This is a genomic window from Cognatiluteimonas telluris (genome assembly GCF_011320095.1).
GTDB classification, from domain to species: domain Bacteria; phylum Pseudomonadota; class Gammaproteobacteria; order Xanthomonadales; family Xanthomonadaceae; genus Cognatiluteimonas; species Cognatiluteimonas telluris.
In genome coordinates this window covers 1-26,602 of record NZ_JAANOY010000018.1, presented here as the reverse complement: position 1 = coordinate 26,602, position 26,602 = coordinate 1, and the positions used below count along the sequence as shown (strand labels likewise).

General features: G+C 70.1%; 23 protein-coding genes and 1 pseudogene. 14 read left to right on the top strand and 10 right to left on the bottom strand.

Translation table 11 applies throughout. From position 1 onward, the window contains the following. Positions 1–60: 60 nt before the first annotated feature. From G7B67_RS09620 to G7B67_RS09595, 6 genes are all read left to right on the top strand, one after another. Positions 61–1,602: a M28 family peptidase gene (locus G7B67_RS09620; RefSeq protein WP_166211462.1), complete on the top strand. Its 1,542-nt coding sequence runs from the start codon at positions 61–63 to the stop codon at positions 1,600–1,602. Positions 1,603–1,629: 27 nt separating this feature from the next. Further along, the gene (gene phhA / locus G7B67_RS09615) at positions 1,630–2,529 is read left to right on the top strand and encodes a phenylalanine 4-monooxygenase (protein WP_166211459.1); all 900 of its coding nucleotides are present in this window, start codon (positions 1,630–1,632) and stop codon (positions 2,527–2,529) included. 123 nt (positions 2,530–2,652) lie between these two features. Continuing rightward, complete coding sequence (locus tag G7B67_RS09610) at positions 2,653–3,003, top strand: hypothetical protein (RefSeq protein WP_166211456.1); 351 nt, start codon at positions 2,653–2,655, stop codon at positions 3,001–3,003. 97 nt (positions 3,004–3,100) lie between these two features. Then, a complete protein-coding gene (locus G7B67_RS09605; protein WP_166211453.1) occupies positions 3,101–4,192 on the top strand; it encodes a class 1 fructose-bisphosphatase in 1,092 nt (363 codons plus the stop codon). Beyond that, on the top strand, positions 4,189–4,902 hold the full coding sequence (locus G7B67_RS09600; protein WP_166211450.1) for a 2OG-Fe(II) oxygenase: 714 nt from the start codon (positions 4,189–4,191) through the stop codon (positions 4,900–4,902). The genes G7B67_RS09605 and G7B67_RS09600 overlap by 4 nt, the downstream gene beginning before the upstream one ends. Positions 4,903–5,039: 137 nt before the next feature. Further along, positions 5,040–6,785 carry a potassium/proton antiporter gene (locus G7B67_RS09595; protein ID WP_166211447.1) on the top strand — a complete coding sequence of 582 codons (1,746 nt, stop codon included), beginning with the start codon at positions 5,040–5,042 and terminating at the stop codon, positions 6,783–6,785. Positions 6,786–6,820: 35 nt separating this feature from the next. On the opposite strand, the gene aceA is transcribed toward G7B67_RS09595, so the two are convergent. Together aceA and aceB are read right to left on the bottom strand one after the other, a co-directional pair. Then, positions 6,821–8,137: an isocitrate lyase gene (gene aceA, locus G7B67_RS09590; protein ID WP_166211444.1), complete on the bottom strand. Its 1,317-nt coding sequence runs from the start codon at positions 8,135–8,137 to the stop codon at positions 6,821–6,823. 65 nt (positions 8,138–8,202) lie between these two features. Then, complete coding sequence (gene aceB / locus G7B67_RS09585) at positions 8,203–9,822, bottom strand: malate synthase A (RefSeq protein ID WP_166211441.1); 1,620 nt, start codon at positions 9,820–9,822, stop codon at positions 8,203–8,205. Between the two features lie 141 nt (positions 9,823–9,963). Between aceB and G7B67_RS09580 the strand changes: the two genes are divergently transcribed. Then, a complete protein-coding gene (locus tag G7B67_RS09580; RefSeq protein WP_166211438.1) occupies positions 9,964–10,914 on the top strand; it encodes a LysR family transcriptional regulator in 951 nt (316 codons plus the stop codon). Positions 10,915–10,926: 12 nt separating this feature from the next. Here the strand turns inward: G7B67_RS09580 and G7B67_RS09575 are convergent, their stop codons facing one another. The 8 genes from G7B67_RS09575 to def all read right to left on the bottom strand — a co-directional run bounded on the left by G7B67_RS09575 (position 10,927) and on the right by def (position 18,493). After that, positions 10,927–12,369, bottom strand: coding sequence for a PgaA family protein (locus G7B67_RS09575; RefSeq protein ID WP_243412319.1), 1,443 nt, complete (start codon positions 12,367–12,369; stop codon positions 10,927–10,929). Next, the gene (locus G7B67_RS09570; protein ID WP_166211436.1) at positions 12,366–13,757 is read right to left on the bottom strand and encodes a glycosyltransferase; all 1,392 of its coding nucleotides are present in this window, start codon (positions 13,755–13,757) and stop codon (positions 12,366–12,368) included. Before G7B67_RS09570 ends, G7B67_RS09575 begins: the two co-directional genes overlap by 4 nt. Beyond that, positions 13,711–14,739: an NAD-dependent epimerase/dehydratase family protein gene (locus tag G7B67_RS09565; RefSeq protein ID WP_166211433.1), complete on the bottom strand. Its 1,029-nt coding sequence runs from the start codon at positions 14,737–14,739 to the stop codon at positions 13,711–13,713. Before G7B67_RS09565 ends, G7B67_RS09570 begins: the two co-directional genes overlap by 47 nt. Positions 14,740–14,841: 102 nt before the next feature. Beyond that, positions 14,842–15,450: a lysophospholipid acyltransferase family protein gene (locus tag G7B67_RS09560; protein ID WP_166211430.1), complete on the bottom strand. Its 609-nt coding sequence runs from the start codon at positions 15,448–15,450 to the stop codon at positions 14,842–14,844. 9 nt (positions 15,451–15,459) lie between these two features. Beyond that, positions 15,460–15,879: an alternative ribosome rescue aminoacyl-tRNA hydrolase ArfB gene (gene arfB / locus G7B67_RS09555; RefSeq protein ID WP_166211427.1), complete on the bottom strand. Its 420-nt coding sequence runs from the start codon at positions 15,877–15,879 to the stop codon at positions 15,460–15,462. A gap of 66 nt (positions 15,880–15,945) precedes the next feature. Continuing rightward, positions 15,946–16,686, bottom strand: a complete 741-nt coding sequence (locus G7B67_RS09550; protein ID WP_166211503.1) for a pseudouridine synthase — start codon at positions 16,684–16,686, stop codon at positions 15,946–15,948. Positions 16,687–16,912: 226 nt separating this feature from the next. After that, entirely contained in the window at positions 16,913–17,839 is a 927-nt protein-coding gene (gene fmt, locus G7B67_RS09545; RefSeq protein ID WP_166211424.1) for a methionyl-tRNA formyltransferase, read from the bottom strand. 144 nt (positions 17,840–17,983) lie between these two features. Then, entirely contained in the window at positions 17,984–18,493 is a 510-nt protein-coding gene (def, locus tag G7B67_RS09540) for a peptide deformylase (protein WP_166211421.1), read from the bottom strand. A gap of 323 nt (positions 18,494–18,816) precedes the next feature. Here def and G7B67_RS09535 point away from each other — a divergent pair, with 323 nt between their 5' ends. The 7 genes and pseudogenes from G7B67_RS09535 to G7B67_RS09505 all read left to right on the top strand — a co-directional run. Next, the gene (locus G7B67_RS09535; protein WP_243412321.1) at positions 18,817–19,890 is read left to right on the top strand and encodes a LysM peptidoglycan-binding domain-containing protein; all 1,074 of its coding nucleotides are present in this window, start codon (positions 18,817–18,819) and stop codon (positions 19,888–19,890) included. Positions 19,891–19,982: 92 nt separating this feature from the next. Further along, on the top strand, positions 19,983–21,188 hold the full coding sequence (gene dprA, locus G7B67_RS09530) for a DNA-processing protein DprA (protein ID WP_166211418.1): 1,206 nt from the start codon (positions 19,983–19,985) through the stop codon (positions 21,186–21,188). Positions 21,189–21,390: 202 nt separating this feature from the next. Next, the gene (locus G7B67_RS09525) at positions 21,391–21,876 is read left to right on the top strand and encodes a DUF494 family protein (protein ID WP_166211415.1); all 486 of its coding nucleotides are present in this window, start codon (positions 21,391–21,393) and stop codon (positions 21,874–21,876) included. Positions 21,877–22,160: 284 nt separating this feature from the next. Then, complete coding sequence (locus G7B67_RS09520; RefSeq protein ID WP_166211412.1) at positions 22,161–24,719, top strand: DNA topoisomerase I; 2,559 nt, start codon at positions 22,161–22,163, stop codon at positions 24,717–24,719. Positions 24,720–24,884: 165 nt separating this feature from the next. Beyond that, positions 24,885–25,451 carry an L-threonylcarbamoyladenylate synthase type 1 TsaC gene (gene tsaC / locus G7B67_RS09515; RefSeq protein WP_166211409.1) on the top strand — a complete coding sequence of 189 codons (567 nt, stop codon included), beginning with the start codon at positions 24,885–24,887 and terminating at the stop codon, positions 25,449–25,451. A gap of 79 nt (positions 25,452–25,530) precedes the next feature. After that, the gene (locus G7B67_RS09510; protein WP_166211406.1) at positions 25,531–26,226 is read left to right on the top strand and encodes a DUF4124 domain-containing protein; all 696 of its coding nucleotides are present in this window, start codon (positions 25,531–25,533) and stop codon (positions 26,224–26,226) included. Continuing rightward, a pseudogene (locus G7B67_RS09505) lies at positions 26,226–26,602 on the top strand (hypothetical protein); the annotation flags it as partial. The gene G7B67_RS09510 and the pseudogene G7B67_RS09505, both read left to right, overlap by 1 nt.

The window sequence follows — 26,602 nt, the reverse complement described above, 5'->3', positions numbered from 1 at the left end:
TCCGCGCCGGCGGCTACCGCTGCGACGACCAGCCCCGCCGCCCGGCGCATCCGCGCGGACGTGGCGACCCTGGCCAGCGACGCCATGCAGGGCCGGCGCACCGGCACGCCCGGGTTCGAGCGTGCCGCCGATGTCGTCGCCACGCGATTCCACGCGTTGGGGCTGCAGCCGGCCGGTGACGCCGGGACGTTTTCGCAACGGGTGCCGCTGCTGCAGGCCACGCGGCTGGCGCAAGGCGCGCGGCTGGACGTGGCGCGCCGCGATCGCACGATCGCACTGCGCTTTCGCGACCACTTCCTCACCGAGCCGGGCTTCGACGCGGCCGATGCGCGCGTGCGCGCGCCCGCGGTGTTCGTCGCCCAAGGCGTGTCGGCGCCGGACCTGGAGCACGACGACTTCGTCGGACTCGACCTGCACGGCAAGATTGCGGTGGTGCTCGGCGGGGCACCGGCGGCGTTCGACGACGACCGCCGCGCCTTCCACGCCTCGCGCGAGGAGAAGTTGCGCGCGCTGGCGCAGCGTGGCGCGGTCGGCGCGGTGTTCGTCGACACCGCCGACGACGAGGCGCGCGCGCCCTGGTCGGCGCAGGCCGCGAACTGGGAACAGCCGCAGTTGCGCCTGCGCGCCGCCGATGGCCGCGGCATCGGCACCTTCCCGCAACTGCGCGTGGTCGTGCGGGTCAGCGCCGCCGCCGCGGACCTGCTGTTCGACGGCAGCGGGCATACCGCGGCCGAACTGGCCCAGGCGGCCCAGGCCGGAACATTGAAGGGCTTCGCCTTGCCGGTGACGCTGTCGCTGGCGGCACGCAGCTTCATCGCGCCGCTGGACAGCCGCAACGTGGTCGCGCGCCTGCCGGGGACCGACCCGGCGCTGGCGTCGCAGGCGATCGTGTTCAGCGCGCACCTGGACCACCTCGGGATCGGGGCGCCGGTCGCTGGCGACGCCATCCGCAATGGCGCGCTGGACAATGCGCTGGGCGTGGCGATCGTGCTGGAGACCGCGCGGGCGCTGCGGCACGCGACGCCGGAGCGGCCGCTGCTGTTCGTCGCCCTGACGGCGGAGGAGCAGGGCCTGCTCGGCGCGCAGTGGTTCGTCACTCATCCGCCGCAACCGCTGGCCGCCGACATCAACCTCGACATGCCGATGCTGCTGGTGCCCACGCGCGACGTGGTGCCGATCGGCGCGACGCATTCCTCGCTGCAGGCCGCGCTCGAGGCGGCGGCGAAACCCTTGGGCATCGCCGTGTCGCCCGATCCCTTTCCCGAGGAAGCGGTGTTCGTGCGCAGTGACCAGTTCGCCTTCGTGCGCGCCGGGGTGCCGGCGCTGTACCTGGATGGTGGCGTGGTCCCGGGCGCGGCCAGCGCGGGCAAGAAGGCCGACGAGCACACGCTGCCCAAGCTCGCCCAGCGTGAGTTCCTGCGCCGCTGCTACCACCAGCCCTGCGACGACGCCAGCCAGCCGATCCAGTACCAGGATGCCGCGCGCATGGCGGCGCTCACGGCGGCGCTGGGGCGGCGACTGGGCGACGCAACGCAACCGCCGCGCTGGCGTCCCGGTGACTTCTTCGGCCAGCTGCGCGCGGTGGCGACGTCATCGCGATAAATGCCGGGGCGGGGTTACCATCGGGGCATGAACGCCACGCCTCCCGCTCCCACCCGCGTCGAGCACCAGCAGACCGACAAGGGCTACGTCCCGGTCTACACCACCGCCGTGGTCGAGCAGCCGTGGGCGGCCTACACGGCGGTCGACCACGACGTCTGGGCGCAGCTGTTCGAGCGCCAGCGCAAGTTGCTGGTCGGTCGCGCCAGCGACGAGTTCCTGGTCGCGCAGGATGCGATGGGGATGACGCCCGACGCGATCCCGAAATTCGCCGAGCTCAACAACATCCTCGAGAAGGCCACCGGCTGGACCCTGGTCGGGGTCGAAGGCCTGCTGCCGGAGCTGACCTTCTTCGAGCACCTGGCCAATCGCCGGTTCCCGGTCACCTGGTGGATCCGCAAGCCCGAGCAGCTCGATTACCTGGCCGAGCCCGACCTCTTCCACGACCTGTTCGGCCACGTGCCGCTGCTGATGAATCCGGTGTTCGCCGACTACATGGCCGCCTACGGCCGTGGCGGCGTCAAGGCGCATGGCATCGGCCCCGAGGCGCTGGTCAACCTGACCCGGCTGTACTGGTACACGGTGGAATTCGGCCTGATCCGCCAGGCCGACGGCCTGCGCATCTACGGCAGCGGCATCGTCTCGTCCAAGGGCGAGAGCATCCATTGTCTGGATTCCGACGCACCGAACCGGATCGGCTTCGACCTCGAACGCATCATGCGCACCCGCTACCGCATCGACACGTTCCAGAAGACCTATTTCGTCATCGACAGCTTCGAGCAGCTGATGCAGGCGACCGGACCCGACTTCGCCCCGATCTATGCCAGGCTGGGCAACCAGCCTTCGTATCCGGCGGGCACGGTGCTCGACTCCGACCGCGTGTACCACCGCGGCAGCGGCGAAGGCTGGCCGGACGATCCGGACTTCTGATCCGGCCCGTTGCTGAACGGATCAGCCGCGCGGCGGCGGCCTACACCGGGCTCTCACTCGCCCGCCCGGATGATTTTCCCCCCGATCGCAGCCTGTGCGACCTGCGCGCACGAAGGTACCTGCATGGACTTTGCCGCCGAGGAACTCATGGATGAACTCAGCCACGTCAATTCGTTGATGCACGAAGCCACCCGCCGCGCCGGGCAGGGCTGCAACCCCGATTTCGAGCGCCAGCTCGACGCCTGCCTGCGCAGCCTGAGGCCGATGCTTTCGGGTGACGATTTCATCGTCGCGGCCGACGCCATCGAGGCCGCCAAGCGAGTCATGACCGCCGCCGATCCCAGCGCGCCGCTGCTGATGCTGGCGATGGCGCACAAGACGCTGACCGGCGTCCTGCGCCGGCGCGCCAGCGCCCGTCCCGGCCAGGCTGTCGCCGCCGGCCCGGTCGCCCCGCAGAACCCGCTGGCGGCATAGCGGCGTCGCGCAGCCGCTGCAGCGGTGCGCCTGCCTGCGGGTGCGCGGCTGGCAAGCGCAGGCGACAATGGCGGCTTCCCATCGTCGCCACCACGCCATGCCCACGCCCGCAACGCCCGTCTCCCTGACCCGGTTCCTGATCGAAGAGCAGCGCGAGCAGCGCATCAACGCCGACCTGCGGCTGCTGATCGAAGTCGTCGCGCGCGCCTGCAAGACCATTGCCGTCGCGGTCGGCAAGGGCGCCTTGGGCGGCGTGCTCGGCGAGGCCGCGGGCGCGCAGGGTGCATCGATCAACATCCAGGGCGAGGCGCAGAAGAAACTCGACGTGATCGCCAACGACGTACTGCTGGAGGCCAACGCCTGGGGCGGCCACCTGGCCGCCTGTGCCTCGGAGGAGATGGAGGAGCCCTTCCCGATTCCCGACGCCTACCCGCGCGGCAATTACCTGTTGTTGTTCGATCCGCTGGATGGCAGCAGCAACATCGACGTCAATGTCTCGGTCGGCACGATCTTCTCGGTGCTCGATTGCCCGGGCGATGCCCAATGCGTGGATACGCAGTCGTTCCTGCAGCCGGGCACGGCCCAGGTCGCCGCCGGCTACTGCATCTATGGCCCGTCCACGATGCTGGTGCTGACCACCGGCCACGGCACGCATGGCTTCACCCTGGATCGCGAGCAGGGATCGTTCATGCTCACCCAGCGCGAGATGCGGATCCCGGCCGAGACGCGCGAATTCGCGATCAACATGTCCAACCAGCGCCATTGGGAAGCGCCGATGCAGGACTACGTGCGCGACCTGCTGGCTGGGAGGGAAGGCCCGCGTGGCAAGGATTTCAACATGCGCTGGATCGCCTCGATGGTGGCCGACGTGCACCGGATCCTGACCCGCGGCGGGATCTTCATCTACCCCTGGGACCGCAAGCTCGGCGCACGGCCGCAGGACAACACCGACCCGACCAGGGCCGGCAAGCTGCGCCTGATGTACGAGGCCAACCCGATGTCGATGCTGGTCGAGCAGGCCGGTGGCGCGTCGAGCACCGGCCGCGCGCGGATCCTGGACCAGGTGCCGAGCCACCTGCACGAGCGCGTGCCGGTGTTCCTGGGATCGAAAGCGGAAGTCGAAGCGGCGGTGCAGTACCACCACCAGTTCGACGCCGGTATCCAGCCCGAGGTGCGGGCGCAGGCGTGAACGGGGCCCCCGCCCCCGGTTGCGACTTCATCGAAGTCATCGATGACGCGCTGCCGGCCGCGAGCTGCGCCGCGATCCTCGCCCGCCTGCGCGGGAGCGATGCGCTGCGACCCGGTCGCGTTGGCGCCGGCGTCTTCCCCGACCTCAAGCACAGCCGCGACCTGGCACTGGCGGGCCGGCCGGACTGGGCCGACGTCGAGGCGTCGCTCAACCAGGCGGTGTTCGCGGGACTGCTCGCCTATCTGCGCCGTTACCCGCAGGCGCTGCTGGCGCCGCTGATGCTGCAGGCGCCTGGCGCCGACGGCCAGCCACGGCGGCTGGAAGCGGCGCAGCTGGCAGCGATGGACGACGCTGCGCTTGCCCCGCTGGTGCAGGCCTGCCTGCGTCCGGGCGCCATCAACCTGCAGTGGTATGCCGACGGCGAAGGCGGTTATCCCTACTGGCACTGCGAGTTGTATCCGCGCGACCCGGGCGCCGAGACGCTGCACCGGCACCTGTTGTGGACGCTCTACCTCAACGAGGGGTTCACGGCGGGCGAGACCGAATTCCTCTTCCAGCAGCGCAGGGTGGTGCCGCGCAGCGGCCGGCTGCTGATCGCCCCGGCGGCATTCACCCATACCCATCGCGGCAATCGTCCGGTGGGCGGCGACAAGGTGATCGCGACCAGCTGGATCCTGTTCCAGCGGGCCGAACAGCTGTTCGCGCGCTGACCGGGAGCCGCCATGCCGTTGGCGCGCCGCCCGCAGTCAGGCGATCGCGGCGCGCCGCCGATCGCCGCGCGCGGAGCCGCGCCGATTGCCGCCACGGGCGCTTGCTAGGATGCCGGGGGACCTGACTGGAGCGGCGCTTGGAGAGCCTGCACGCAATCGAGCTCACCCTGCTCGGCGGCTCGCTGCTGATCCTGGTGGGGATCGCCTCCTCGGTGCTCGCGCGGCGCTTCGGCGCTCCGCTGCTGCTGGTGTTCCTGATGCTCGGCCTGCTGCTGGGCGAAGACGGCATCGGCGGCATCCGTTACAACGACACCCGCTTCACCTTCCTGGTCGGCGCGCTGGCGCTGAGCGTGATCCTGTTCGACGGCGGCCTGCGAACGCGCGCGGCGCAGGTGCGCGGCAGCGTCGTGCCGGCGCTGGTGCTGGCGAGCGTGGGAGTGGTGCTGACCGCGGTGCTCACCGCACTGGCGGCGATGAAGCTGCTCGACCTGCCGCCGGTGGAGGGGCTGCTGCTGGGTACCATCGTCGCCTCGACCGACGCGGCGGCGGTGTTCTTCCTGTTGCGGGCCGGCGGCCTGCACCTGCAGCGGCGCAGCGGCGCCACCCTGGAGATCGAATCGGGCAGCAACGATCCGGCCGCGGTGTTCCTGACCGTCGCGCTGACCAGCTGGCTGGCGGCGCGTGACGTCGGCGCCGAGGTCGGTGCCGTGCGGATGGCGATTGAGCTGGTGTGGGCGATCGTGCTGGGCCTGGGCGCCGGTTATGCCGGCGGCCGCGGCATCGTCGCGGCGCTGAACCGGGTGTCGCTGCCTTCGGGCCTGCATCCGTGGCTGGCGCTGGCGTCGGCGGTGGCGCTGTTCGCGGCCACCAACCTGCTCGGCGGCAGCGGCTACCTCGCCGTCTACCTGGCCGGCATCGTCGTGGCCAACCGGCCGGTGCGCGCGCGCGCCGACGTGCTGGCGGTGCAGGACGCCGCGACCTGGTTCGCGCAGCTGGTGATGTTCCTGCTGCTGGGCCTGCTGGCCTCGCCCAGCGAACTGCTCAAGGTGTTGTGGCCGGCGCTGGGGGTGGCGGCGTTCCTGATGTTCGTCGCCCGCCCGGTGGCCGTGGTGGCCTGCCTGCTGCCCTTCGGCTATCGCTGGCAGGAGATCGGCTTCATCAGCTGGGTCGGACTGCGCGGCGCGGTCGGCATCTTCCTGGCCTCGATCCCGCTGCTGGCCGGATTGCCGAACGCACGGCTGTATTTCGACGTCGCCTTCCTGGTCGTGCTGGCCTCTCTGCTGGTGCAGGGCTGGACGCTGGCGCGCGCGGCGCACCGGTTCGGGGTCGCGGTGCCACGCAGCGATCCCAACACCCGGCGCATCCAGCTCGACCTGCCCGGGCAGCTGGAGTACGAGATGGTCGGCTACCGGGTCGCACCCGGTAGTGCGCTGCTACGCGGCGCGCCCTTGCCGGGGCGGGTGCGGCTGGCGATGGCCGTGCGCGACGGCGCCATCCTGCTGCCCGGCGAAGTGGGCGCGCTGGCGCCCAACGACTATGCGTACTTCGTCGCCCCCAGCGCGCAGGCCGCGCGCCTGGACTGGCTGTTTGCCGAAGGCGCCGATGCGCGCGAGGCGGAGCAGGACATGTTCGGCCTGTTCAGCCTGCCCGGCGACGTCCCGTTGGGCGAGCTGGCATCGTTCTATGGACTGGCGATCCCGCCGCGCTTCGCCAGGTCGACCGCCGCTCAGGTGTTCGACGAGCGTTTCGACGAGCAGGCCCAGGTCGGCGACCGGGTTGCGCTCGGGCCGGCATTGCTGGTGGTGCGCGCGGTCCAGGACGATCGCGTGCTGCAGGTCGGGCTGAAGTTTGCCGGCGCCGGCGAGCGGCTGATCACCGGCTGATCGCGGACTGGCTTCGCCGGAGGTCCTCCCGCTTACTACGCGGCGGCGGCAGCCTCGGGCGGCGACGGCGGCGCGTGGAATTGCGCTTCTTCGGTCGAGCCCTTCAAGGCGACCGTCGAGGATTGCGCGCCCTGGATCGCCTGCGCCACCGAGTCGAAGTAGCCGGTGCCCACCTCGCGCTGGTGCTTGACCGCGGTGAAGCCCTGCCCGGCGGCGGCGAACTCGGCCTGCTGCAGTTCGACGAAAGCGCTCATCTGCCGCCGCGCATAGCCATGGGCGAGGTGGAACATCGAGTAGTTCAGCGCATGGAATCCCGCCAGGGTAATGAACTGGAACCTGTAGCCCATCGCCGCCAGCTCGCGCTGGAACTTCGCGATCGTGGCGTCGTCCAGGTTCTGCTTCCAGTTGAAGCTGGGCGAGCAGTTGTACGCCAGCAGCTTGCCCGGATATTTCGCATGGATGCCTTCGGCGAACGCGCGCGCGAAGGCCAGGTCCGGCTTGCCGGTCTCGCACCAGACCAGGTCCGCATGCGGCGCATAGGCCAGGCCGCGCGAGACCGCCTGCTCCAGGCCCTTGCGGGTCTTGAAGAAGCCTTCGACGGTGCGCTCGCCAGTGCAGAACGGCTTGTCGTTGGCGTCGATGTCCGAGGTGAGCAGGTCGGCCGCCTCGGCGTCGGTGCGGGCGACGATCAGCGTCGGCACGCCCATGACATCGGCCGCCAGGCGCGCGGCCGTCAGCTTCTCGACGGCCTCCCGGGTCGGCACCAGCACCTTGCCGCCCATGTGCCCGCACTTCTTGGCGCTGGCCAGCTGGTCCTCGAAATGCACGCCGGCGGCGCCGGCCTCGATCATCGCCTTCATCAGTTCGAAGGCATTGAGCACCCCGCCGAAACCCGCCTCGGCGTCGGCGACGATCGGCTGCAGGAAGTCGATGCTGTCGTCACCCTCGGCGTGCTGCAGCTGGTCGGCGCGCAGCAGCGCGTTGTTGATGCGCTTGACCACCAGCGGCACCGAGTTGGCCGGATACAGCGACTGGTCGGGATACATCTCGCCGGCGACGTTGGCGTCGGCCGCGACCTGCCAGCCCGAGAGGTAGATCGCCTTGAGCCCGGCCTTGACCTGCTGCATCGCCTGGTTGCCGGTGAGCGCGCCCAGCGCGGCGACGAAGTCCTCGCCGTGCAGCGCGCGCCACAGCTTTTCCGCGCCCAGCCTGGCCAGCGAGTGCTCGATCGCGACGGTGCCGCGCAGGCGCACGACGTCCTCGGCCGCGTAGTTGCGGGAGATGCCCTCCCAGCGCGCGTTGTTGCTCCAGTCCAGCTTGAGTTGTTCGGCGGTCGGCAACGTGGTCTTCATGTGTCGGTCCTTGGCGTCGAGGGTGGTGGCGCGACAGCGCAATCCGCGTTCGCGGCGGCCATCGCTCAGTCGATCAGGTCATACGCGGGCAGGGTGAGGAATTCGGCGAGCGTGTCGCGGTGGGTGAGTTCGTCGAGCAGCGCGATCGCCGCATCGACGTGGTCCGCGCCGGGCATCGCGCCCTGCGCGGCGAGCCGGCTCGGCAATCCGATCAGCGCGCGCTCGAACAGCGCGAAGTCGATCGACGTGCCATCAGCTAGGTGCAGGCCCGTGCGGTCGCCGTCGCCGGCATGCAGCCACTGCCACAGCTGCGCACGCGCGATCTCGGCGGTCGCCGCGTCCTCCATCAGCCAGTGGATCGGCACGCAGCCCTGGCCGTCGAGCCAGGCGGCGAGGTAACGCACGCAGACCTCGACGTTGTTGTCGAAGCCGGCGCGGCTGATGCTGCCCAGCGGTGGCGCGACCAGGTCGTCGCGCGTCACCTGCGCGTCGTCTCGGCGCACGCGGTGCTGGTGCTTGCACGGCAGGTGTTCGTCGAAGACGTCGCGCGCCAGCGGCACCAGCGCCGGATGCGCGACCCAGGTGCCGTCGCACCCCGCGCGCGCCTCGCGCTGCTTGTCTTCGCGCACCCGCGACAGCGCCGCGGCGTTGGCTTCCAGGTCGCGCGGGATCGGGATCTGCGCCGCCATCCCACCCATCGCATGCGCGCCGCGGCGGTGGCAGGTGCGGATCAGCAGGTCGCAATACGCTTTCAGGAACGGTTGCGTCATCGCCACCTGCCCGCGCTCGGGCAGCACCTTGTCGCGATGGGCGCGGAAGGTCTTGATGTAGGAAAAAATGTAGTCCCAGCGCCCGCAGTTGAGGCCGGCCACGCGCGTGCGCAGCGCATGCAGGATCTCGTCCATCTCGAATGCCGCCGGCAGCGTTTCGATCAGCACCGTGACCTTCATCCGCCCGGCCGGCAGGCCGAGGGCACGCTCGATGTGCGCCAGCACCGCGTCCCACAGCGCGGCTTCCTCCATCGACTGCAGCTTGGGCAGGTAGAAGTAGGGGCCGCGGTCCTTCGCCGCCAGCGCGCGCGCGTTGTGGAACGCGAACAGGCCCAGGTCGAACAGGCTCGCGCTCATCGGCTGGCCGTCGACCTGCACGTGCTTCTCGTCCAGGTGCCAGCCGCGTGGCCGCACCATCAGCACCGCCTGTTCGGCGAACGGACGCAGGGCGTAGTGCTTGCCGCCGGGCGCGTCGAATTCCAGCGTGCCGGCGACCGCGGCGCGCAGCGCCTGCTGGCCGCCGACGAGGTTGGCCCAGGTCGGCGCGGTCGAGTCCTCGAAGTCGGCCATGTACACCTGCGCGCCGGCGTTGAGCGCGTTGATGACCATCTTCGGATCGACCGGGCCGGTGATCTCCACCCGCCGGTCGAGGAGCGCTGCCGGGAGTTCCGAAACCTGCCAGTCGCCCGCCCGCAGTTCGGCGGTGTCGGCGCGGAAGTCGGGCAGGCCGCCGGCATCGAAGCACGCCTGGCGTTCGATCCGCGCCGCCAAGCGCGCCTGGCGTTCGGGCTCGAAGCGTCGGTGCAGCTCGGCCAGGAAGACCCGGGCGGCCGCGGGCAGCAGCTCGGCCTGCCCCGGGAGCTGGCGGGTCAGCACGAGGGCGTCGCCGGCCTGCGGTTTCAGGACTGCCACCATGGGAGTGCCTCCTTGCGTTCGTGGCGGCCGTGGGTGCCACGGTCGGGGTGCGCCGTCGCCGACAATCCGCTGGCGTACGTTATTTGACAAACCAGTTTTGACAATGCGTACCATTAGCTGGACTTATACAGAGCCCTGCCAATGGCCGGACGCCAGCCCGCGGCACCGCGATTCGCCTACAAGGCCGACCGTCTGAAGCCGCTGCGAGCCTTCTGCCAGACCGTCCGCCTGGGCTCGGTGTCGCGCGCGGCCGAGTCGCTGTACGTCAGCCAGCCCGCGATCACCCTGCAATTGCAGGCCCTGGAGCGTGAATTGGGGGTCAAGCTGCTCGAGCGCAGCGGCCGCCGGCTGCTGCCGACCCGCGAGGGCGATGCGCTGTACGCGCTGGCGCGGCCGCTGGTCGAAGGCCTCGATGGCCTGGACGGGGCCTTCCAGGAACAGATCCGCGGCCTGGACGCCGGCGACCTGGACGTGGCCGCCGGCAGCTCGACCATCCTCTACCTGCTGCCGGGGATCGTGGACGCCTTCCGCCAGCGCCAGCCCGGGGTGCGGCTACGCCTGCACAACGTCACCGGCGCCAGTGGGCTGGACCTGCTGCGCTCGGATGCGGTGGACCTGGCCGTGGGCTCGATGCTGGACGTGCCGGCGGACCTGGAGTACCGGCCCGTCTACCAGTTCGAACCGATGCTGATCACCCCGCTCGACCATCCGCTGGCGACCCGGCGCGAGGTGGCGCTGGAGGACCTGTCGCCCTACGGGCTGATCCTGCCGCCGCAGCGGCTGACGACCTACCGGCTGGTCGACCTGGTGTTCCAGCGCAACCGGGTGCCGTACACGGTGGCGTTGGAAGTCGGCGGCTGGGAAGTGATCAAGCAGTACGTGGCGATGGGCCTGGGGATTTCGATCGTGACCGCGATCTGCCTCACCGAGCTCGATCGCACCCGCATCGCCGCGCGCTCGCTGGCCGCATATTTCCCCTCGCGCAGTTACGGCGTGGTCACCCGCAAGAGCCGCAGGCTGTCGGCGCACGCGCGCGCCTTCGTCGACCTCATCCAGCCTGCGCCGCGCGACGGCACCGGACTGGCGCCGTAATCCCGTCGACTCTCAGGGACAGCGACCTGCGCGATAGGCGCAGAACCGATAGCGCAGTTCGAGGCCGCCGGTGCGGCCTTCGTAGCGGCCGAACTGGTTCAGGCGCTGGCTGTAACCGACGCGCGCCACCAGCTGCCAGGGACTGTAGATGCCCAGCGTCAGCTCGGCGTTGACGTCGCCGGCGCGCTTCCAGCTGTCGAAGGTCTCGTCACGCTGGACGCCCAGCGCCGCGGACAGGTACAGCCCGGCATCGGGCGACAGCCCGACGTACGCCGACGCCTGCGGCGCGACGCGCACGTAACGATCCGGGCTGTAGTAGCCGTTGCCGGTGTTGCTGGTGTTGTGCTGCCATTCGGCCTGGCCGCCGAGGTCGAACATGACATGGTCGCCGCGCCAGGTCGCATGCCGGTAGTCCAGCAGCAGCGACTGCCGGCGGTTGTCGTCGTCGAAGTCCTGCAGGCTGGCGCGGCCTGAAACCGTATCCCGCAATCCCGGCGTCCAGTGCAGGTCCGCCGTCAGTCCGTTGCGAACCACGGCCAGGGCGCGCGGCGATGCATCGATGCGATCGCGGTCGGCGGTCAGCGTGTAGGAAACCGAATCGTTGACGCGCTGGGAGAGCGACAGGCGGCCGATCGTCGCATCGTCCGTGGCCGGCGTGTCGTCGTCCAGGTGAGAACGCCCCAGCCAGCCTTCCACCGCGACCTCGGGCGACGGCGCATAGCGCAGGCCCACGCCCGCTCGGGTTTCATCGACCGAGTTGCCACCACCCAGGGGGGCGAACGGTCCCGTCGCCGGCGCCGAATGTGCGCGCCGCAGGCCATCGGCCAGCAGCCGCCACTGGTCGCCCAGCCACAGGCTGGCGCCGGCGCCGATGCTGCGGATCTCGATGTCGTCCGAATCGCTGTAGATCGACAACGGCATCGACACCATTGAGAACAGCGGCAGGCGAACCGCGTCGCGCAGCGAGCGGGTATCGGCGCTGTCGGGTTTCAGCGACTGGACCATCGCCAGCGCCGGCAGCGCACGCTGCGGCCATTCGCCCTGGTGCAGCGCCAGGGCCTGGGTCCAGGCCAGGTCGTAGTCGTCGGGTGTTGCCTCGTAGAGCGGTGTATTGAGCGCCAGCGCGGCGTCGCGCCTCCCGGCCCAGGCCAGCGTGCGCGCGCGCAGGCCGGCGGCCTCGGCATCACCGTCGGGGAATTTCGACAAGGCGGTGTTGGCGGCGGCATAGTCGCCGCGCCACGCCAGGAAGCGGGCGCGATCCAGTTGCGCGGCGCGGTCGTCGGGATGGGTCGCCAGATAGGCATCGATGCGCGCCAGGGCGTCGCCGTAGCGACCGTTCCAGCCCGCTTCCAGCGCCTGCTGGTAGCCGTTGGAGGCGTCCTGCGCGCGTGCCATCGCCGGCAGTGTCGCCAGCACGGCCATCGCCAGCGCGGCGAGCGGGGTACGAAGGCTCATTTGCGCCACTTCCGGTTGCCGGTGATCCACAGGTCGCTGGCGAAGCGCAGCATCGTCAAGGTATCGGCCACGATCAGCAGGTAACGCAGGGGCGTGATCACGATGCCCTTGAGCACGGTGGCGATGCGCGCGCCGCGCGAGACCACGAACAGCACCGCCAGCGACACCACCAGTTCGGCCACCAGCGTGACCGCCAGCGCCTCCCACATGCGCAGGACCAGCATGATCACCAGCGCGGTCGGGAAGGCGACCTTTTCCAGCGCCGCCAGGAACATTGCCCAGCCGATCGGCCGGCCGTATTGGAGCGTGTACGCCTTGCCGAACGGCTGCCGGTACTGCTCCTTGACCTTGCGCAGTTCCTCGATCCGCTGCGCCTCGCCGCTGGCGCGGTCGCGCCGGGCCTTGCGCCAGCGCTTGACGGTCTTGAATGGCGTGCGCAGCAGCGCGTCGAAGTAGTAGCAGCTTTGCAGGAACGACGACGACCACAGGTAGATCTGCCGCGGCAGCCGCTGGACTTCCGGTTCCTCGGAACGCGCCAGCACGTCCTGCAGCTGGATGTTGCGGTAGCCCTCGTAGTTGAGCGCGAAGCCGATGAAGATGTCCTCGGAGTTGGTCAGGTCGTCGCCGAACAGCGGCTCGTAATGGTCGAAGAGATCGGCGATGTACTTGCGCCGATAGGCAACCGCGCAACCCACCGGGTTGGTGATGCTGCCGAAGAACACCATCTGTCCCTTGTAGACAAAACGCTGCAGGAACAGGTACAGGCACTCGCGGTAGATGTTGGTGGTCCACCACCACAGCGCATGCAACGCGCCGCGCCGCGCGTGCGGGTCGTCGTAGGTCGGCGCGCCATGCCAGCGCTGGAATTCCGGGGTCTGCGCCAGCGCGTGGCGATCGGTTGGCCGCATCGGCAGGATCGTGCCGCAGGCGCTGGCGATGCCGACGCCCTGGTAGAGCTCTTCCACGCAGCGGGCGATGTAGTCCGGCGACTCCAGAAAGGTGTCGCCGTCGAGGATGAACTCCACGTCGGAGTCGAACTCGCGCGCCTGGCGCTTGATCGTCGGCGTCTTGCCGATCGACGCCGCGCGTTCGATGACGGTCAGGTCGAGCCCGGCGGCCGCGGCGTATTCGCGCGCGCGCGGCACGGTCTGGTCCTTCGCCCCGTCCTCGACCAGGATGACGTTGCGCGGGCGCATGGTCTGGCGCGCCAGCGACGCCAGGCAGTGGACGATGTTGTCCTCTTCCTTGAATGCCGGAATGACGACGTCGACGATCGCCTTGCGCCAGTCTTCCGCGGGAGTCGGTACGGTCTTGTCGGGCCCGCGCAGCAGTCCGATCGTGCTAAGCAGCACGCTCGGACTGATGACGAACCAAGGTGCAGTGGCCATCTTTTTCCCCGATCAGGCCCTGGCGTTCGACGGCGATGAGGTCATCGATCGTCTCTTCCAGCGTGTAGCGATGCTTGAACCCGGTGAGGTTGCGCAGCCGGTCCAGGCTGGGCCGGCGCCGCCGGATGTCCTCGAAATCCTCGCCGTAGGCTTCGCGCAGCCCGATGTCGCGGATGGTCGAACGGCTGCCCGCGCGCTGGATCACCAGCCGGGCCAGCTCGAGGATGCTGATTTCGCGGTCGTTGCCGACGTTGGCGATCAGCGTGTCGGTGCGCGAACGGTTGGCCAGCGCGTTGAGCGCCACGACCGTGTCGCGCACGTCGCAGAACGAACGGGTCTGCGCGCCGCCGCCGAACACGGTGATCGGCTCGTTGCGCACGGCCTGGGCGACGAAGCGCGGCACGACCATGCCGTAACGGCCCACCTGGCGCGGGCCGACGGTGTTGAAGAAGCGGGCGATCACCGCCGGGATCCCGAAGCGTTGCGCGTACGACAGGCCCAGCGCCTCGTCGGCGATCTTGCTCACCGAGTAGCCCCAGCGGGTGCCGGCGCGGGTGCTGACGACCAGGTCCTGGTCCTCGCGCAGCACCTGCTCGTCGTTGTGCCCGTAGACCTCGGAACTCGAGGCCAGCACGACCTGAGGCTTCCAGCCGCCATCGCGCGCCGCGCGAAGCATGCGCTCGCAGCCGGCGATGTTGGTGGCCAGCACCTTGGTCGGCTCGGCGAGCACGCGGTAGACGCCGACCACGGCGGCCAGGTGGTAGATGCGGTCGGCCCAGCCCACGGCGCGATCCAGTCGGTCCCAGGTCAGCACGTCGGCCTGGTCGAAGCGGAAATCGGGGTTGTCCTCATGGGCGGCGAGGTTGGATCGTTGGCCCGTCGACAGGTCGTCGACCACATGCACCTGGTCCCCGCACGCCAGGTGCAGGTCGACCAGGTGCGAGCCGATGAAACCGGCGCCGCCGGTGACCAGGATATGCATGCCCTTCCCCTCGACCCGCGGCGCGGCCGTCGGATCCTCACACAGCATTGATGAAACCGTGACCATGCGCAAGCAATTGGCGTGCCATTTGCTCGGGAGCACTCACTCCGTCCCGTGGTGCCGACCCTGCCAGGGCCGATACCAGATACGCAGTTGAGCCATGTCGGCGGCCATGTCGTCCGAAAGCTCAACAGGGGGGCCGATCCCGATCACTTTGTCGGGATAGTGGAAATAGGCCGGCAGGACCGGGACTCCGGCCGCCCGGGCGATCTTCCAGAACCCGGTCTTCCACTGCCGGACCGGCTTGCGGGTGCCCTCCGGGGCCAATCCGAACCAGAATTTGTCAGAACTGCCGATCAGCGTCGCAAGCTGCTCGACCACGCCACTGGCCGCGTTGCGGTCGACCGCGATCACGCCCAGCCACCTCAGGACCGGCGCCAGCGGCCACCAGAAAAGCTCGCGCTTGCCCAGGATCTTGATGTCCAGGCCCAGGGCGAGCTTTGCCGCGAAGCCCCAGATGCCATCCCAATTGGACGAGTGCGGGGCGCCGACCAGTACCAGCTTGGGAATGTCGGGGAAGGCGCCGACCATACGCCAGCCGCCCAGGCGCAGGGCGCTGCGTCCGAGCCAGCGCCCGAAGCGACCGCCGGTGCGCGGCGCATTGGGCGGCAGCGGCAACACGATGTCGCTCGCGGTCGAATCCTCGCCCATTGGTTGCCGTCAGTCCCAGTCGCGCTGCGTGCGCCCCTGCTTGATCGTACTGCGTCCGCGCTTGGCGTCCAGGCGGCGCTGTTTCGACGCGCGCGTGGGCCGGGTGGCGATGCGCGGCGTCGGCGCGCGCAGGCCCGAACCGATGAAGGCCGCCAGCCGCAGGCGTGCATCCTCGCGATTGCGCTCCTGGGTGCGGAAGCGTTGTGCGCTGATGACGAAGACGCCCTCGCTGGTCAGGCGGCGGTCGCGCTTGGCCAGCAGGCGCTCGCGTACCGCTTCGGGCAGCGACGGTGATCGCGCGACATCGAAACGCAGTTCGACCGCGGTGGCGACCTTGTTGACGTTCTGGCCGCCCGGGCCGGTGGCGCGCACGAAGCGCTCGAGCAGTTCGTCGTCGGCGATCTCGACGTTGTCGGCGATGTGCAGCATGCGCGCAGTGTAAGGGCGGCGGGTGCGAACCTCGCCGCGATCGGCCCGCAGGCCGGGGCCGCCTGGTTAGCCGATGTCGGCGTCAGACAGGCCGAACAATGCCAGCGCGCGTGCGAATTCGGCATCCACCGGCGCCACCGCTTCGATCCGGATACCCGAATGCGGATGCACGAACGCCAGGCGCTGCGCGTGCAGCAACATGCGGTGGATCCCGCGCGCGCGGAACGCCCGGTTGTGGCGGCCGTCGCCATGGCTGCTGTCGCCGATCAGGTGGTGCGAGAGATGCTTGAGGTGGCGCCGGATCTGGCGGAAGCGGCCCGTCCGTGGCGCGACCTGCAGCAGCGCGTAGCGCGAGGTCGGGAAGCCCGCCGACGGCCAGTCCAGCTCGGTGGTGGCGCGGCGGACGAAGGCGGTGATCGCGGGCTTCTTCAGCGGTTTTCCCGGGCCGCCGTCGAGCGGATGGTCGACGCTGAAGTCCGCCTCCGGCCAGCCACGGCAGATGGCCAGGTACTGTTTGTCGACCTCGCCGGCCATCAATGCCTTGCCCAGCCGCGATGCCGTCTCGCGGTCGAAGGCGAGCAGCAGGCAGCCGCTGGTGGCGCGGTCCAGGCGATGGACCAGGAACACCGGCCGCGCGAACTGCGCACGCAGGCGGTCGGCGGCGAAGTCGCTCTCGCCGCGTGCCAGCGCGCTGTCGTGGACCATCAGTCCAGCGGGCTTGGCGACCACCGCCAGGTGTTCATCGCGATACAGCACCGCCAGGTCCAGGCCACGATCGGCATCGTCGCCCGCGCGTGCAGCGCCCATCGGGGCGCATGCGACGCCGTGGCTGCCGCCATCGACGGCGTCGCCGACTCCATCGACAACAACACCGACATTCGCGGTGCCATTGTCGCCTCGCATGATCCGGCCGCCGGCGATTTGCGGGCAATCGACTGCCAATGGTTTCACCGCAGTGGAATTGTTCGTTGCGGCATCGGTTGCGTCGCCACGGGCACTCGCAGTGCCGGGGTCCGCAACGGGCATGGCGCTGCTAACCGGCATCGACGAAGCCGGTGCCGCGCGCATTGACGAAATCCGCGGCGCTGATCGCGCGGCCACCGTCGCGCTGCAGGACGCGGATCCGCAATGCGCCGCGGCCACAGGCGACATCGATCCCGTCGCGGCCGGCACCGAGCACCACGCCGGGCGCCGCGTCGCGCACGCGCTCGATCGCGCCCGCCTCGTGCACCCGCACCCGCTCGCCCGCGAGCAGCGCATCGGCCATCGGCCAGGGATTCAACGCGCGCACCTTGCGCGCCAGCACCTCGGCCGGCTGCGTCCAGTCCAGCCGCGCCTCGGCCTTGTCGAGTTTGCGGGCGTAGGTCGCGCCGGCGTCGGGCTGCGTCTGCGGCACCGGGCGCATGCCCGCGCGCAGCAGGCCCAGGCCGTCGGCCAGCGTCTGTGCGCCCAGCGTGGCGAGGCGGTCGTGCAGCTGGCCACCGGTTTCGTCGGCGCCGATCGCCAGCCGTTGCGACAGCAGGACCGCGCCGGTGTCCAGGCCGGCATCCATCTGCATCAGGCACACGCCGGTTTCCGCATCGCCGGCTTCGATCGCGCGCTGGATCGGCGCGGCGCCGCGCCAGCGCGGCAGGAGCGAGGCGTGCACGTTCCAGCAGCCCAGGCGCGGGATGTCGAGGATCGCGCGCGGCAGGATCAGACCATAGGCGACCACCACCAGCAGGTCCGGTTTCAGCGCGCGCAGGGCATCGCGCGACAATGCCGTCTTCAATGATTCGGGCTGCAGCACCGGCAGGCCACGCGCCAGCGCTTCGCGCTTGACCGGCGACGACTGCAGGCCGCGGCCGCGACCGGCGGGCCGATCGGGCTGGGTGTAGACGGCGACGACTTCATTGCGTTGCGCGGCAGCGCGCAGGCAGGGCACGGCGAATTCCGGCGTGCCGGCAAAAACGATTCTCATGGGCGAGGGACCGCGTTCGAAGGCTGGAAGTAAAGGGGGAACCGCGCGGGGAGCGACACGTCGCGGCGTTGTCCTGCAACAGGCGCGCGCGGTCGAAGGCGGCGTGGCGGTCTCCCGGGCCGGCGGCCCGGGGCCGGGATGGCGTCACGCCGCCTTGCGCGCCTTCGCCAGCTTCTTGCGAACCAGTTCGCGCTTGAGCGGGGACAGATAGTCGACGAACAGCTTGCCTTCCAGATGGTCCATCTCGTGCTGGACGCAGACCGCCAGCAGGCCGTCGGCATGGAGCTCGAACGCGACGCCGTGGCGATCCAGCGCCGTCACGGTGATGGTGTCGCTGCGGGTGACGTCGGCGAAGATGTTGGGGACCGACAGGCAGCCTTCCTGGTAGACCTGCTCGCCGCTGCGCGCGGTGATCTCCGGATTGACGAACACCCGCGGCTGCGCGCGCTCCTCGGACACGTCGATGACCATGAAGCGCCGATGGACGTCGACCTGGCTCGCGGCCAGGCCGATCCCGGGCGCCTCGTACATGGTCTCGAACATGTCATCGATCAGCTGCTGCGTCGACGCTTCCGCCAGCCAGGCAGGGTCGACGGGCGCGGCGCGGGTGCGCAGGCGCGGGTCGGGGAATTCGAGGATCGGGAGCTGGGCCATGACCGGAAGGGAAGCGGGGGACGGAGGCGGAGAGGAGACGAACGGCGCGTACCGCCGGAAAACAGCGGCGACGGTCACATCGGCAGCCGGCATGGCCGCCGCCTTGCCGATTGTAACGCCGCGGGCTTGCCAAGACGCGTCGCTTGTGGGCTATATTGCCGCTGCAACAGGGGAAAATCTCCAAGGGGAGCGGGTAGATGGACGCAATGCTTGAGCGCGCGTCGAAGGGCAGCTGGACGAGAGCGGGGCGCAAGGCCAAGGTCTGCCTGCAGATCGCCGCCGTCGCGCTGCTGACGGTCGCCACCTACGCCGCCGCCGTGGAAATGCGCGGCGACCACCCCGACACCTACGTCGTGCAGCGTGGCGACACGTTGTGGGATATCGCCGGGCGCTTCCTGAAGAAGCCCTGGCTGTGGCCGGAAATCTGGCAGGCCAATCCGCAGGTCAAAAACCCGCACCTGATCTATCCGGGCGACGTGCTCAGCCTGGCCTACCTGGACCGCGTGGCGGTGCAGCCGGGCCCGCGCAACGCGCCGGCGATCAACGCGGTGCCGCTGGCCGAGGTCGAACCGTTCCTGAAGAACCTGCGCGTGGTCGATGCCTTCGAGCAGATGCCGTACGTGGTCGGGCTCGAAGGCGACCGCCTGCGCTCCAGCGAAGGCCAGGTCGTCTACGTCCGCGGCCTGGGCGGCGCCCAGGCGGGCCAGCGCTTCGCGATCCTGCGCCCGGCCCAGCGCTACACGCGCCTGGACCGGACCGCCTGCTGCGACCTGTTCCACCAGGACGACCTGGATTTCCGCGGCCGGCGCACGATCGATTTCGCCAACTACTGGACCAACGCGCTGACGCCGGACAACGGCAATGAATTGCTCGGCTTCGAGCTGGTGCAGGTCACCACCGGCACGTTGACCCGCGGCGAAGTCGGCGGCATCGAGGCCAGCACCGTGCTGCTGGACGACGAAGGCCGCGAGGTGCGGGTGGGCGATCGGCTGGTGCCCGTCGACGCCCAGCCCTACGACCTGCAGTTCTTCCCGCATCCCCCCAGGCAGCAGCTCGACTACGGCCGCGCCACGGTGCTGGCGACGAGCGACATGCTTGCCAACGCCGGTACCCACGACGTGATCGCGCTGTCGGTCGGTTCGCGCGAAGGCGTCGACAACGGGACCGTCTTCTCGATCTGGCGCACCGGCAGCAATGCGGTGGACCGGGTGGAATACGGGGCCGAGCGCACCGAGGACACCATCCCCGAGCGCGCCAAGGTGCGGTTGCCCGACGAATTCGCCGGCCACGTGATGGTGTTCCGCACCTTCGACAAGGTCAGCTACGGGCTGGTGATGGACAGCATCAAGCCAACCCACGTGGGCTACCAGCTCAAGCACCCCGACGCGCCCTACTGAGGCGCCGCCGGGCGCGCGCCCGGTGGTTTTCCGACACTGCAACGCGACGGCGCCCGAGGGCGCCGTCGTCGTCTGTGGCCCAGGCTGGCCTGATGCGCGCACGTAGTCCGGAAAGCCCGCCCACCTCCATCCATCCGTTTCCCGCTCGCTCCCCGGCGGCCGCGGCCGGCGACGCAGACCAGGATGCCTTGCTGCGACTGGCGGCGGCCGGCGGCGCGGCCGAACCGCGACGCCAGCTGCTGGCGTCGTACCCGTCACCGGCGGCCGCACTGGCGGCCGGTCCCGCGGGCTGGCGTCGCGCCGGCCTGGACACCGCACAGATGCAGGCACTCGACCGGGCCGACGCCGACATGCTGGCGCGTGGCCAGGCCTGGTGTGGCGAACCCGGCCACCATCTGCTCGGCTGGCAGGATCCGGACTACCCGGCGCTGCTGCGGCGCATCGCCAGCCCGCCACTACTGCTGTTCGTGGCCGGGGATCCGGATTGCCTGTGGCATCCCTCGGTTGCGATCGTTGGCAGCCGCTCCCCGAGCGCCGGCGGCCGCGACAACGCCAGCGACTTCGCCCATGCCCTCGCGGCCTCCGGGCTGGCGGTGACCAGCGGGCTGGCGGCCGGGATCGATACCGCTGCCCACCTCAGTGCGCTGGCCGCCGGCGGCCGCACCATCGCCGTGCTCGGTACCGGCGCCGACGTGCCCTACCCGCGCGCCAACGCCGGGCTGCACGCGCGGGTCCAGGCGCACGGTGCCATCGTCAGCGAACACCTGCCCGGGACCCAGCCGCGGCGGGAGCATTTCCCCAGTCGCAACCGGATCATCGCCGGGCTGGCGCTGGGGACGCTGGTGATCGAGGCGGCCGCGCGCTCGGGCGCCCTGATCACCGCGCGCATGGCGGCGGAGGGCGGGCGAGACGTGTTCGCGGTGCCGGGCTCGATCCACAATCCGATGGCCCGCGGCTGTCATGCCCTGATCCGGGAGGGCGCCGGGCTGGTGGAGTGCGCGACGGAGGTCATCCAGGCGCTGGCGCCCGCGGCGGCGGAGCTGGCCGAGGCCTTGCGCGGGCGCCTGGCCATCCCCACCTCCGATGCCACGGTCATCGCCAGTGCCGCCAGCCGCTGGACGCCCCCGGACCCTGACTACCAGCGCTTGTGGTGTGCCCTGGGCCACGACCCAACGGATATGGACCGACTGGTCGAGCGCACCGGATTGACGGCCTCGGAACTGTCCTCCATGCTGCTGGTCATGGAGCTGGATGGGCGTGTCGATGTCCGACACGGCCGCTATTCCCGCAAGCGCTGACGGCCGGTTCCGGTGGATCCAGGCCTTGGGCGCGGCGCTGCAGGACGCAGCGCAACCGCCACCGCGGGGTCAGGTGGCGGCGGCTCCGGCGCAGGCCGGGGCCAAGACGCCGGCGGGCAGGGAGTCCGACGGCGAAACCGGCGCGGGCCGCGAGGTTCGCACCGCTCCTCTCCACAGCGCCGCCCGGCGCAGGCCGAGGGAAATGAAAGAAAGCATCCTGGATGTGCTGCTGTACCTGTTCGAACACTATTTCACCGAAGACGTGCCGCCGCCGCTGGGGGACCGCGACGCCAACGGCCCACTGCTCAACGAATTGACCCAGGCCGGCTTCAGCCTGGCCGAAGTGCACAAGGCGCTGGACTGGCTCGATGCGCTCGCCGCGCAGCGTCCCGGCGCGTCGCCCGCCCGCGCCGACGGCCCGATCCGGGTCTACTTCGGCAACGAGCTGGACAAGCTCGACACCGAATGCCGCGGCTTCCTGCTCTTCCTGGAGCAGCAGGGGGTGCTCGATGCCGGGCAGCGCGAGTTGGTGCTGGACCGCGCGATGGCGCTGGACCAGGACGAGCTGGACCTGGACGACCTGAAATGGGTGGTGCTGATGGTCCTGTTCAACCAGCCGGGGGCCGAGGCCGCCTACGCCTGGATGGAAACCCAGATGTTCCTGGACGAGCCCGAACCGGTGCATTGAACCACGGCGACCCCTTCTCCCGTTCGCGGGAGAAGGTGCCCGAAGGGCGGATGAGGGCGCTCTCAGCGGGCTTCATCGCCGCACCCGGCCCTTGTCCCGCTCGGGCGGAACCGGCGCGCGGCTTGACATCCCAGCCCAAGCCGTGATTCCACTGTAATAAGGAAGAAGCTGAACGCCTGGGGCCCGGCCCCGGGCGTTCGGCTTCTCTGGACCCTGCGTCCGGTCCACTCTTCGCGCGCCGGATTCACGGCGCACCCCCGCTGCACACGAGACCCTCCGCCGCCATGGCCAAGAACCTCCTGATCGTCGAGTCGCCGGCCAAGGCCAAGACGATCAACAAGTACCTGGGCAAGGACTTCACCGTCCTGGCCTCCTACGGCCACGTCCGCGACCTGGTGCCGAAGGAAGGCGCGGTCGACCCCGCGAACGGGTTCGCGATGCGCTACGACCTGATCGAGAAGAACGAGCGCCACGTCGACGCCATCGCCAAGGCCGCCAAGGCCGCCGACCACCTGTTCCTGGCGACCGACCCGGACCGCGAGGGCGAGGCGATCAGCTGGCACATCGCCGAGATCCTGCGCGAACGCGGCCTGCTCAAGGACAAGTCGCTGCAGCGGGTGGTGTTCACCGAGATCACCCCGCGCGCGATCACCGAGGCCATGAGCCACCCGCGCGCGATCGCGGCCAACCTGGTCGACGCGCAGCAGGCGCGGCGCGCGCTGGATTACCTGGTCGGCTTCAATCTCTCGCCGGTGCTGTGGCGCAAGGTGCAGCGCGGCCTGTCCGCCGGCCGCGTGCAGTCGCCGGCGCTGCGCATGATCGTCGAGCGCGAGGAGGAGATCGAAGCCTTCATCGCCCGCGAGTACTGGTCGATCGAAGCCGAGTGCGCGCATCCGTCGCAGCCCTTCACCGCCAAGCTGGCCAAGCTCGACGGGAAGAAGTTCGAGCAGTTCACCGTCACCGACGGCGACAGCGCCGAAGCCGCGCGCGAGCGCATCGTGCGTGCCGCCGGCGGCGCGCTGCACGTCACCGACGTCGCCAGCAAGGAGCGCAAGCGCCGGCCCTCGCCGCCGTTCACCACCTCCACGCTGCAGCAGGAAGCCTCGCGCAAGCTCGGCTTCACCACCCGCCGCACGATGCAGGTCGCCCAGAAACTCTATGAAGGCGTGGCGATCGGCGACGAAGGCACGGTCGGCCTGATCACCTACATGCGTACCGACTCGTTGAACCTGTCGGCCGATGCGCTGGGTGAGATCCGCGACGTGATCGCGCGCGACTTCGGCACCGGCGCGCTGCCGGACAAGCCGAACTTCTACCAGAACAAATCCAAGAACGCGCAGGAAGCGCACGAAGCCGTGCGCCCGAGTTCGGCGCTGCGCACGCCGGCGCAGGTCGCGCGTTACCTCAGCGACGACGAGCGCCGCCTGTACGAGCTGATCTGGAAGCGCGCGGTCGCCTCGCAGATGGTGCCCGCCACGCTCAACACCGTCTCGGTGGATCTTGCCGCCGGCAGCGAGCACAGTTTCCGTGCCTCGGGCACGACGGTCATCGATCCCGGCTTCCTCGCGGTCTACGAGGAAGGCAAGGACACCCGCGGCAAGGAAGACGAGGACGAAGGCCGCAAGCTGCCGGCCATGAAGACCGGCGACCGCGTGCCGCTCGAGCGCATCCACGCCGACCAGCACTTCACCCAGCCGCCGCCGCGCTTCACCGAAGCGGCGCTGGTGAAGGCGCTGGAGGAATACGGCATCGGCCGTCCGTCGACCTACGCCTCGATCATCCAGACACTGCTGTTCCGCAAGTACGTGGAGATGGAAAGCCGCAGTTTCCGTCCGTCCGATGTCGGCCGCGCGGTATCCAAGTTCCTGTCCGGCCATTTCACCCAGTACGTCGACTACGACTTCACCGCCAGGCTCGAGGACGAGCTCGATGCGGTCAGTCGCGGCGAGGAGGACTGGGTGCCGCTGATGGAGCGCTTCTGGGCGCCGTTCAAGCAGCTGGTCGACGAGAAGACCGAATCGGTCGACCGCAGCGAAGCCTCCGGCGCGCGCGAGCTCGGCACCGATCCCAAGACCGGCAAGCCGGTGAGCGTGCGCCTGGGGCGTTACGGGCCGTATGCCGCGATCGGCAGCACCGCCGAGGACGAGGCCGAGAAGCCGACGTTCGCGTCGCTGCGTCCCGGCCAGAGCATGCACACGATCTCGCTGGCCGACGCGCTGGAATTGTTCAAGCTGCCGCGCAAGCTCGGCCAGAGCAACGGCGAGGACGTCAGCGTCGGCATCGGCCGCTTCGGCGCCTTCGCCAAGCGCGGCAGTGTCTACGCCTCGCTGAAGAAGGAGGACGATCCCTACACGATCGAACTCGAGCGCGCGGTGTTCCTGCTCGACGAGAAGGAAGAGATCGCGCGCAACCGGATCATCAAGTCCTTCGAGGGCAGCGACATCCAGGTGCTCAACGGCCGCTACGGGCCTTACATCAGCGACGGCAAGCTCAATGGCCGCATCCCCAAGGATCGCGAGCCGGCGTCGCTGACGCTGGCCGAAGTCACGCAGTTGCTGGCCGACACCGGCAAGCCCATGCGCGGACGCTTCGGCAAGAAGACCACGGCCAAGAAGGCGCCGGCGAAAGCGGCCAGGACCGCGACGGCGAAAGCCCCGGCAAAGAAGGCCGCCCGCAAGGCGGTGAAGAAGACCGCGAAGAAGGCGGCAAAGAAAACCACGCGCGCCACGGGCGCCGCGACGAAGAAGGCGACCACCAGGACCGCCGCAGGCAAGGCCGCCAAGGCGGCGCCGGCCAAGGACCGTGCAAAATCCACGGCAGCGGTGGACGACGCGCCCTTCTGACCCGGGCGCTTGATCGTGGACATCGCCGTCGCGCGTATCTCGCGCGCGCCGGCAACCGCTGCAGGCGACGGGCTCGCGGCGGAACACGAGCACGACGGCTGCCTTCGCGCCTCGACCCGTCGCCGCCGGGCGCGCCACCAAGCCCAACACACGCCTGCCAACGACATGACCGCCCCACTGACGCCTCCCGAAGCCGCCGTCCTCCTCCACCGCGGCGGCGTCATCGCCTACCCGACCGAGGCGGTGTGGGGCCTGGGCTGCGATCCGTTCGATGAAGCCGCGGTCATGCGCCTGCTGGACCTCAAGCAGCGCGCGGTGGAGAAGGGGCTGATCCTGATCGCGGGCATGCCTGCGCAGCTCGACGGCCTGGTCGATTGGGACGCGCTGTCGCCGGCGAACCGCGATGCGGTGTTCGCGTCCTGGCCTGGTCCGAACACCTGGATCGTGCCGGTCACCGGCCGGGTGCCGCGCTGGATCACCGGCACGCACGATGGCGTCGCGGTGCGCGTGAGTGCGCATCCACGGGTGGTCGCCTTGTGCGCCGCGTTCGGCGGTCCGCTGGTGTCGACCAGCGCCAATCCGGCGGGTGCGCCGCCGCCGAAAACCCGGGACGGCTTTGCGCCGATGCTGTTCGCGCGGCTGGACGGCATCCTTGACGGTGAGGTGGGAACGCTCGCCAATCCGACCGCGATCCGGGATGCGCGCTCCGGGGCCGTGCTGCGCGCGCAGTGAGCGCGGCGACATGAATCGGCGCAAACCCGGCGACGGCATGGACTTGGCGCATCACGGGGTGGCGCGCAAGATGCCGCCCATGCGTGCAATTGCCGGTGTCCTCTTGGTCCTGGCGCTCGCCGGCGGCACGCCGGTGGCGGGCGCGGCCAATGACGTCACGATCTATCGCTGCACCGATGCCAGCGGCCATCTCACGTTCCGCGACACGCCCTGCGGCAAGGGCCAGGCGCAGCAGGCGCGCACGATGGTGCGGCCCACCGACGCGCCGCCCGTGCCGTCGCGCCCGCCGGCGCCGGCAACCGGGGGACCCACTGCACCACCGGTGCGCACTGTGGTGCTGCGCGCGCCGCGTCCGCTCTACGAATGCATTCCACCCGGCGGCGAGCCGTACACCAGCGACACCGCGGACGGAAATCCGCGCTGGGTGCCGCTGTGGACGCTGGACTATCCGATGATCACCGGCGGCGGCCACGGACGCGCGGGCCGCGGGTCGGACACTTCGCTGGCCATCACCGATGGCAACGTGCGCATCGATCACGGCAGCACCACGCTCACCCGGCCGCGCCCGGTGCCGCGCCGGGCGTATGGCGCCGGCACCTGGGTCCGCGACGACTGCCATGCCTTGCCGCAGCCGGAAGTCTGCGCACGCCTGCGCGACCGCCGCGACGCCATCCGCCATCGCTTCTTCAACGCGATGCCCAACGAGCGCGACACACTGACGGTCGAGGAGCGCGGCATCAATGCGCGCCTGGACGAAGATTGCGGAGGACATTGATGCCAGACCGGACGAGCGGCGGCCCGCGTGCCGGCACCCTGCGGCCCCGGCGCACGGCGATCGCGTGCCTGCTGGGGGCCGCCGCGCTGGCGCTGCTGCTGCCCGCAGGGCGCGTGCACGCCGCTGACGTGGTGATCTATCGCTGCACCGACGTCTTCGGCCATCTCACCGTGCAGAACGACACGCCTTGCCCGAAGGGCACGCGGCAGAAGAAGCAGGTCATCCAGCCGCCGCCGCCGATGCCGGCGTATCGCCCGGTCGAACGCCCGCCCGAGCCGGTGGCTGCGGCCACGCCGGCGCCGGTCGCGACCGCCGACGTGCCGGCGCCAGCGGCCACGCCGCCGATCGCCGACCGCCTGCCGCCGCCTCCGAATTT

Coding starts and splice junctions, on each gene's coding strand:
- phhA (WP_166211459.1), top strand. CDS start 1,630: ATGAACGCCACGCCTCCCGCTCCCACCCGCGTCGAGCACCAGCAGACC.
- G7B67_RS09610 (WP_166211456.1), top strand. CDS start 2,653: ATGGACTTTGCCGCCGAGGAACTCATGGATGAACTCAGCCACGTCAAT.
- G7B67_RS09605 (WP_166211453.1), top strand. CDS start 3,101: ATGCCCACGCCCGCAACGCCCGTCTCCCTGACCCGGTTCCTGATCGAA.
- aceA (WP_166211444.1), bottom strand. CDS start 8,137: ATGAAGACCACGTTGCCGACCGCCGAACAACTCAAGCTGGACTGGAGC.
- aceB (WP_166211441.1), bottom strand. CDS start 9,822: ATGGTGGCAGTCCTGAAACCGCAGGCCGGCGACGCCCTCGTGCTGACC.
- G7B67_RS09580 (WP_166211438.1), top strand. CDS start 9,964: ATGGCCGGACGCCAGCCCGCGGCACCGCGATTCGCCTACAAGGCCGAC.
- G7B67_RS09575 (WP_243412319.1), bottom strand. CDS start 12,369: ATGAGCCTTCGTACCCCGCTCGCCGCGCTGGCGATGGCCGTGCTGGCG.
- G7B67_RS09570 (WP_166211436.1), bottom strand. CDS start 13,757: ATGGCCACTGCACCTTGGTTCGTCATCAGTCCGAGCGTGCTGCTTAGC.
- G7B67_RS09565 (WP_166211433.1), bottom strand. CDS start 14,739: ATGCATATCCTGGTCACCGGCGGCGCCGGTTTCATCGGCTCGCACCTG.
- G7B67_RS09560 (WP_166211430.1), bottom strand. CDS start 15,450: ATGGGCGAGGATTCGACCGCGAGCGACATCGTGTTGCCGCTGCCGCCC.
- arfB (WP_166211427.1), bottom strand. CDS start 15,879: ATGCTGCACATCGCCGACAACGTCGAGATCGCCGACGACGAACTGCTC.
- G7B67_RS09550 (WP_166211503.1), bottom strand. CDS start 16,686: ATGGGCGCTGCACGCGCGGGCGACGATGCCGATCGTGGCCTGGACCTG.
- fmt (WP_166211424.1), bottom strand. CDS start 17,839: ATGAGAATCGTTTTTGCCGGCACGCCGGAATTCGCCGTGCCCTGCCTG.
- def (WP_166211421.1), bottom strand. CDS start 18,493: ATGGCCCAGCTCCCGATCCTCGAATTCCCCGACCCGCGCCTGCGCACC.
- G7B67_RS09535 (WP_243412321.1), top strand. CDS start 18,817: ATGCGCGGCGACCACCCCGACACCTACGTCGTGCAGCGTGGCGACACG.
- dprA (WP_166211418.1), top strand. CDS start 19,983: ATGCGCGCACGTAGTCCGGAAAGCCCGCCCACCTCCATCCATCCGTTT.
- G7B67_RS09525 (WP_166211415.1), top strand. CDS start 21,391: ATGAAAGAAAGCATCCTGGATGTGCTGCTGTACCTGTTCGAACACTAT.
- G7B67_RS09520 (WP_166211412.1), top strand. CDS start 22,161: ATGGCCAAGAACCTCCTGATCGTCGAGTCGCCGGCCAAGGCCAAGACG.
- tsaC (WP_166211409.1), top strand. CDS start 24,885: ATGACCGCCCCACTGACGCCTCCCGAAGCCGCCGTCCTCCTCCACCGC.
- G7B67_RS09510 (WP_166211406.1), top strand. CDS start 25,531: ATGCGTGCAATTGCCGGTGTCCTCTTGGTCCTGGCGCTCGCCGGCGGC.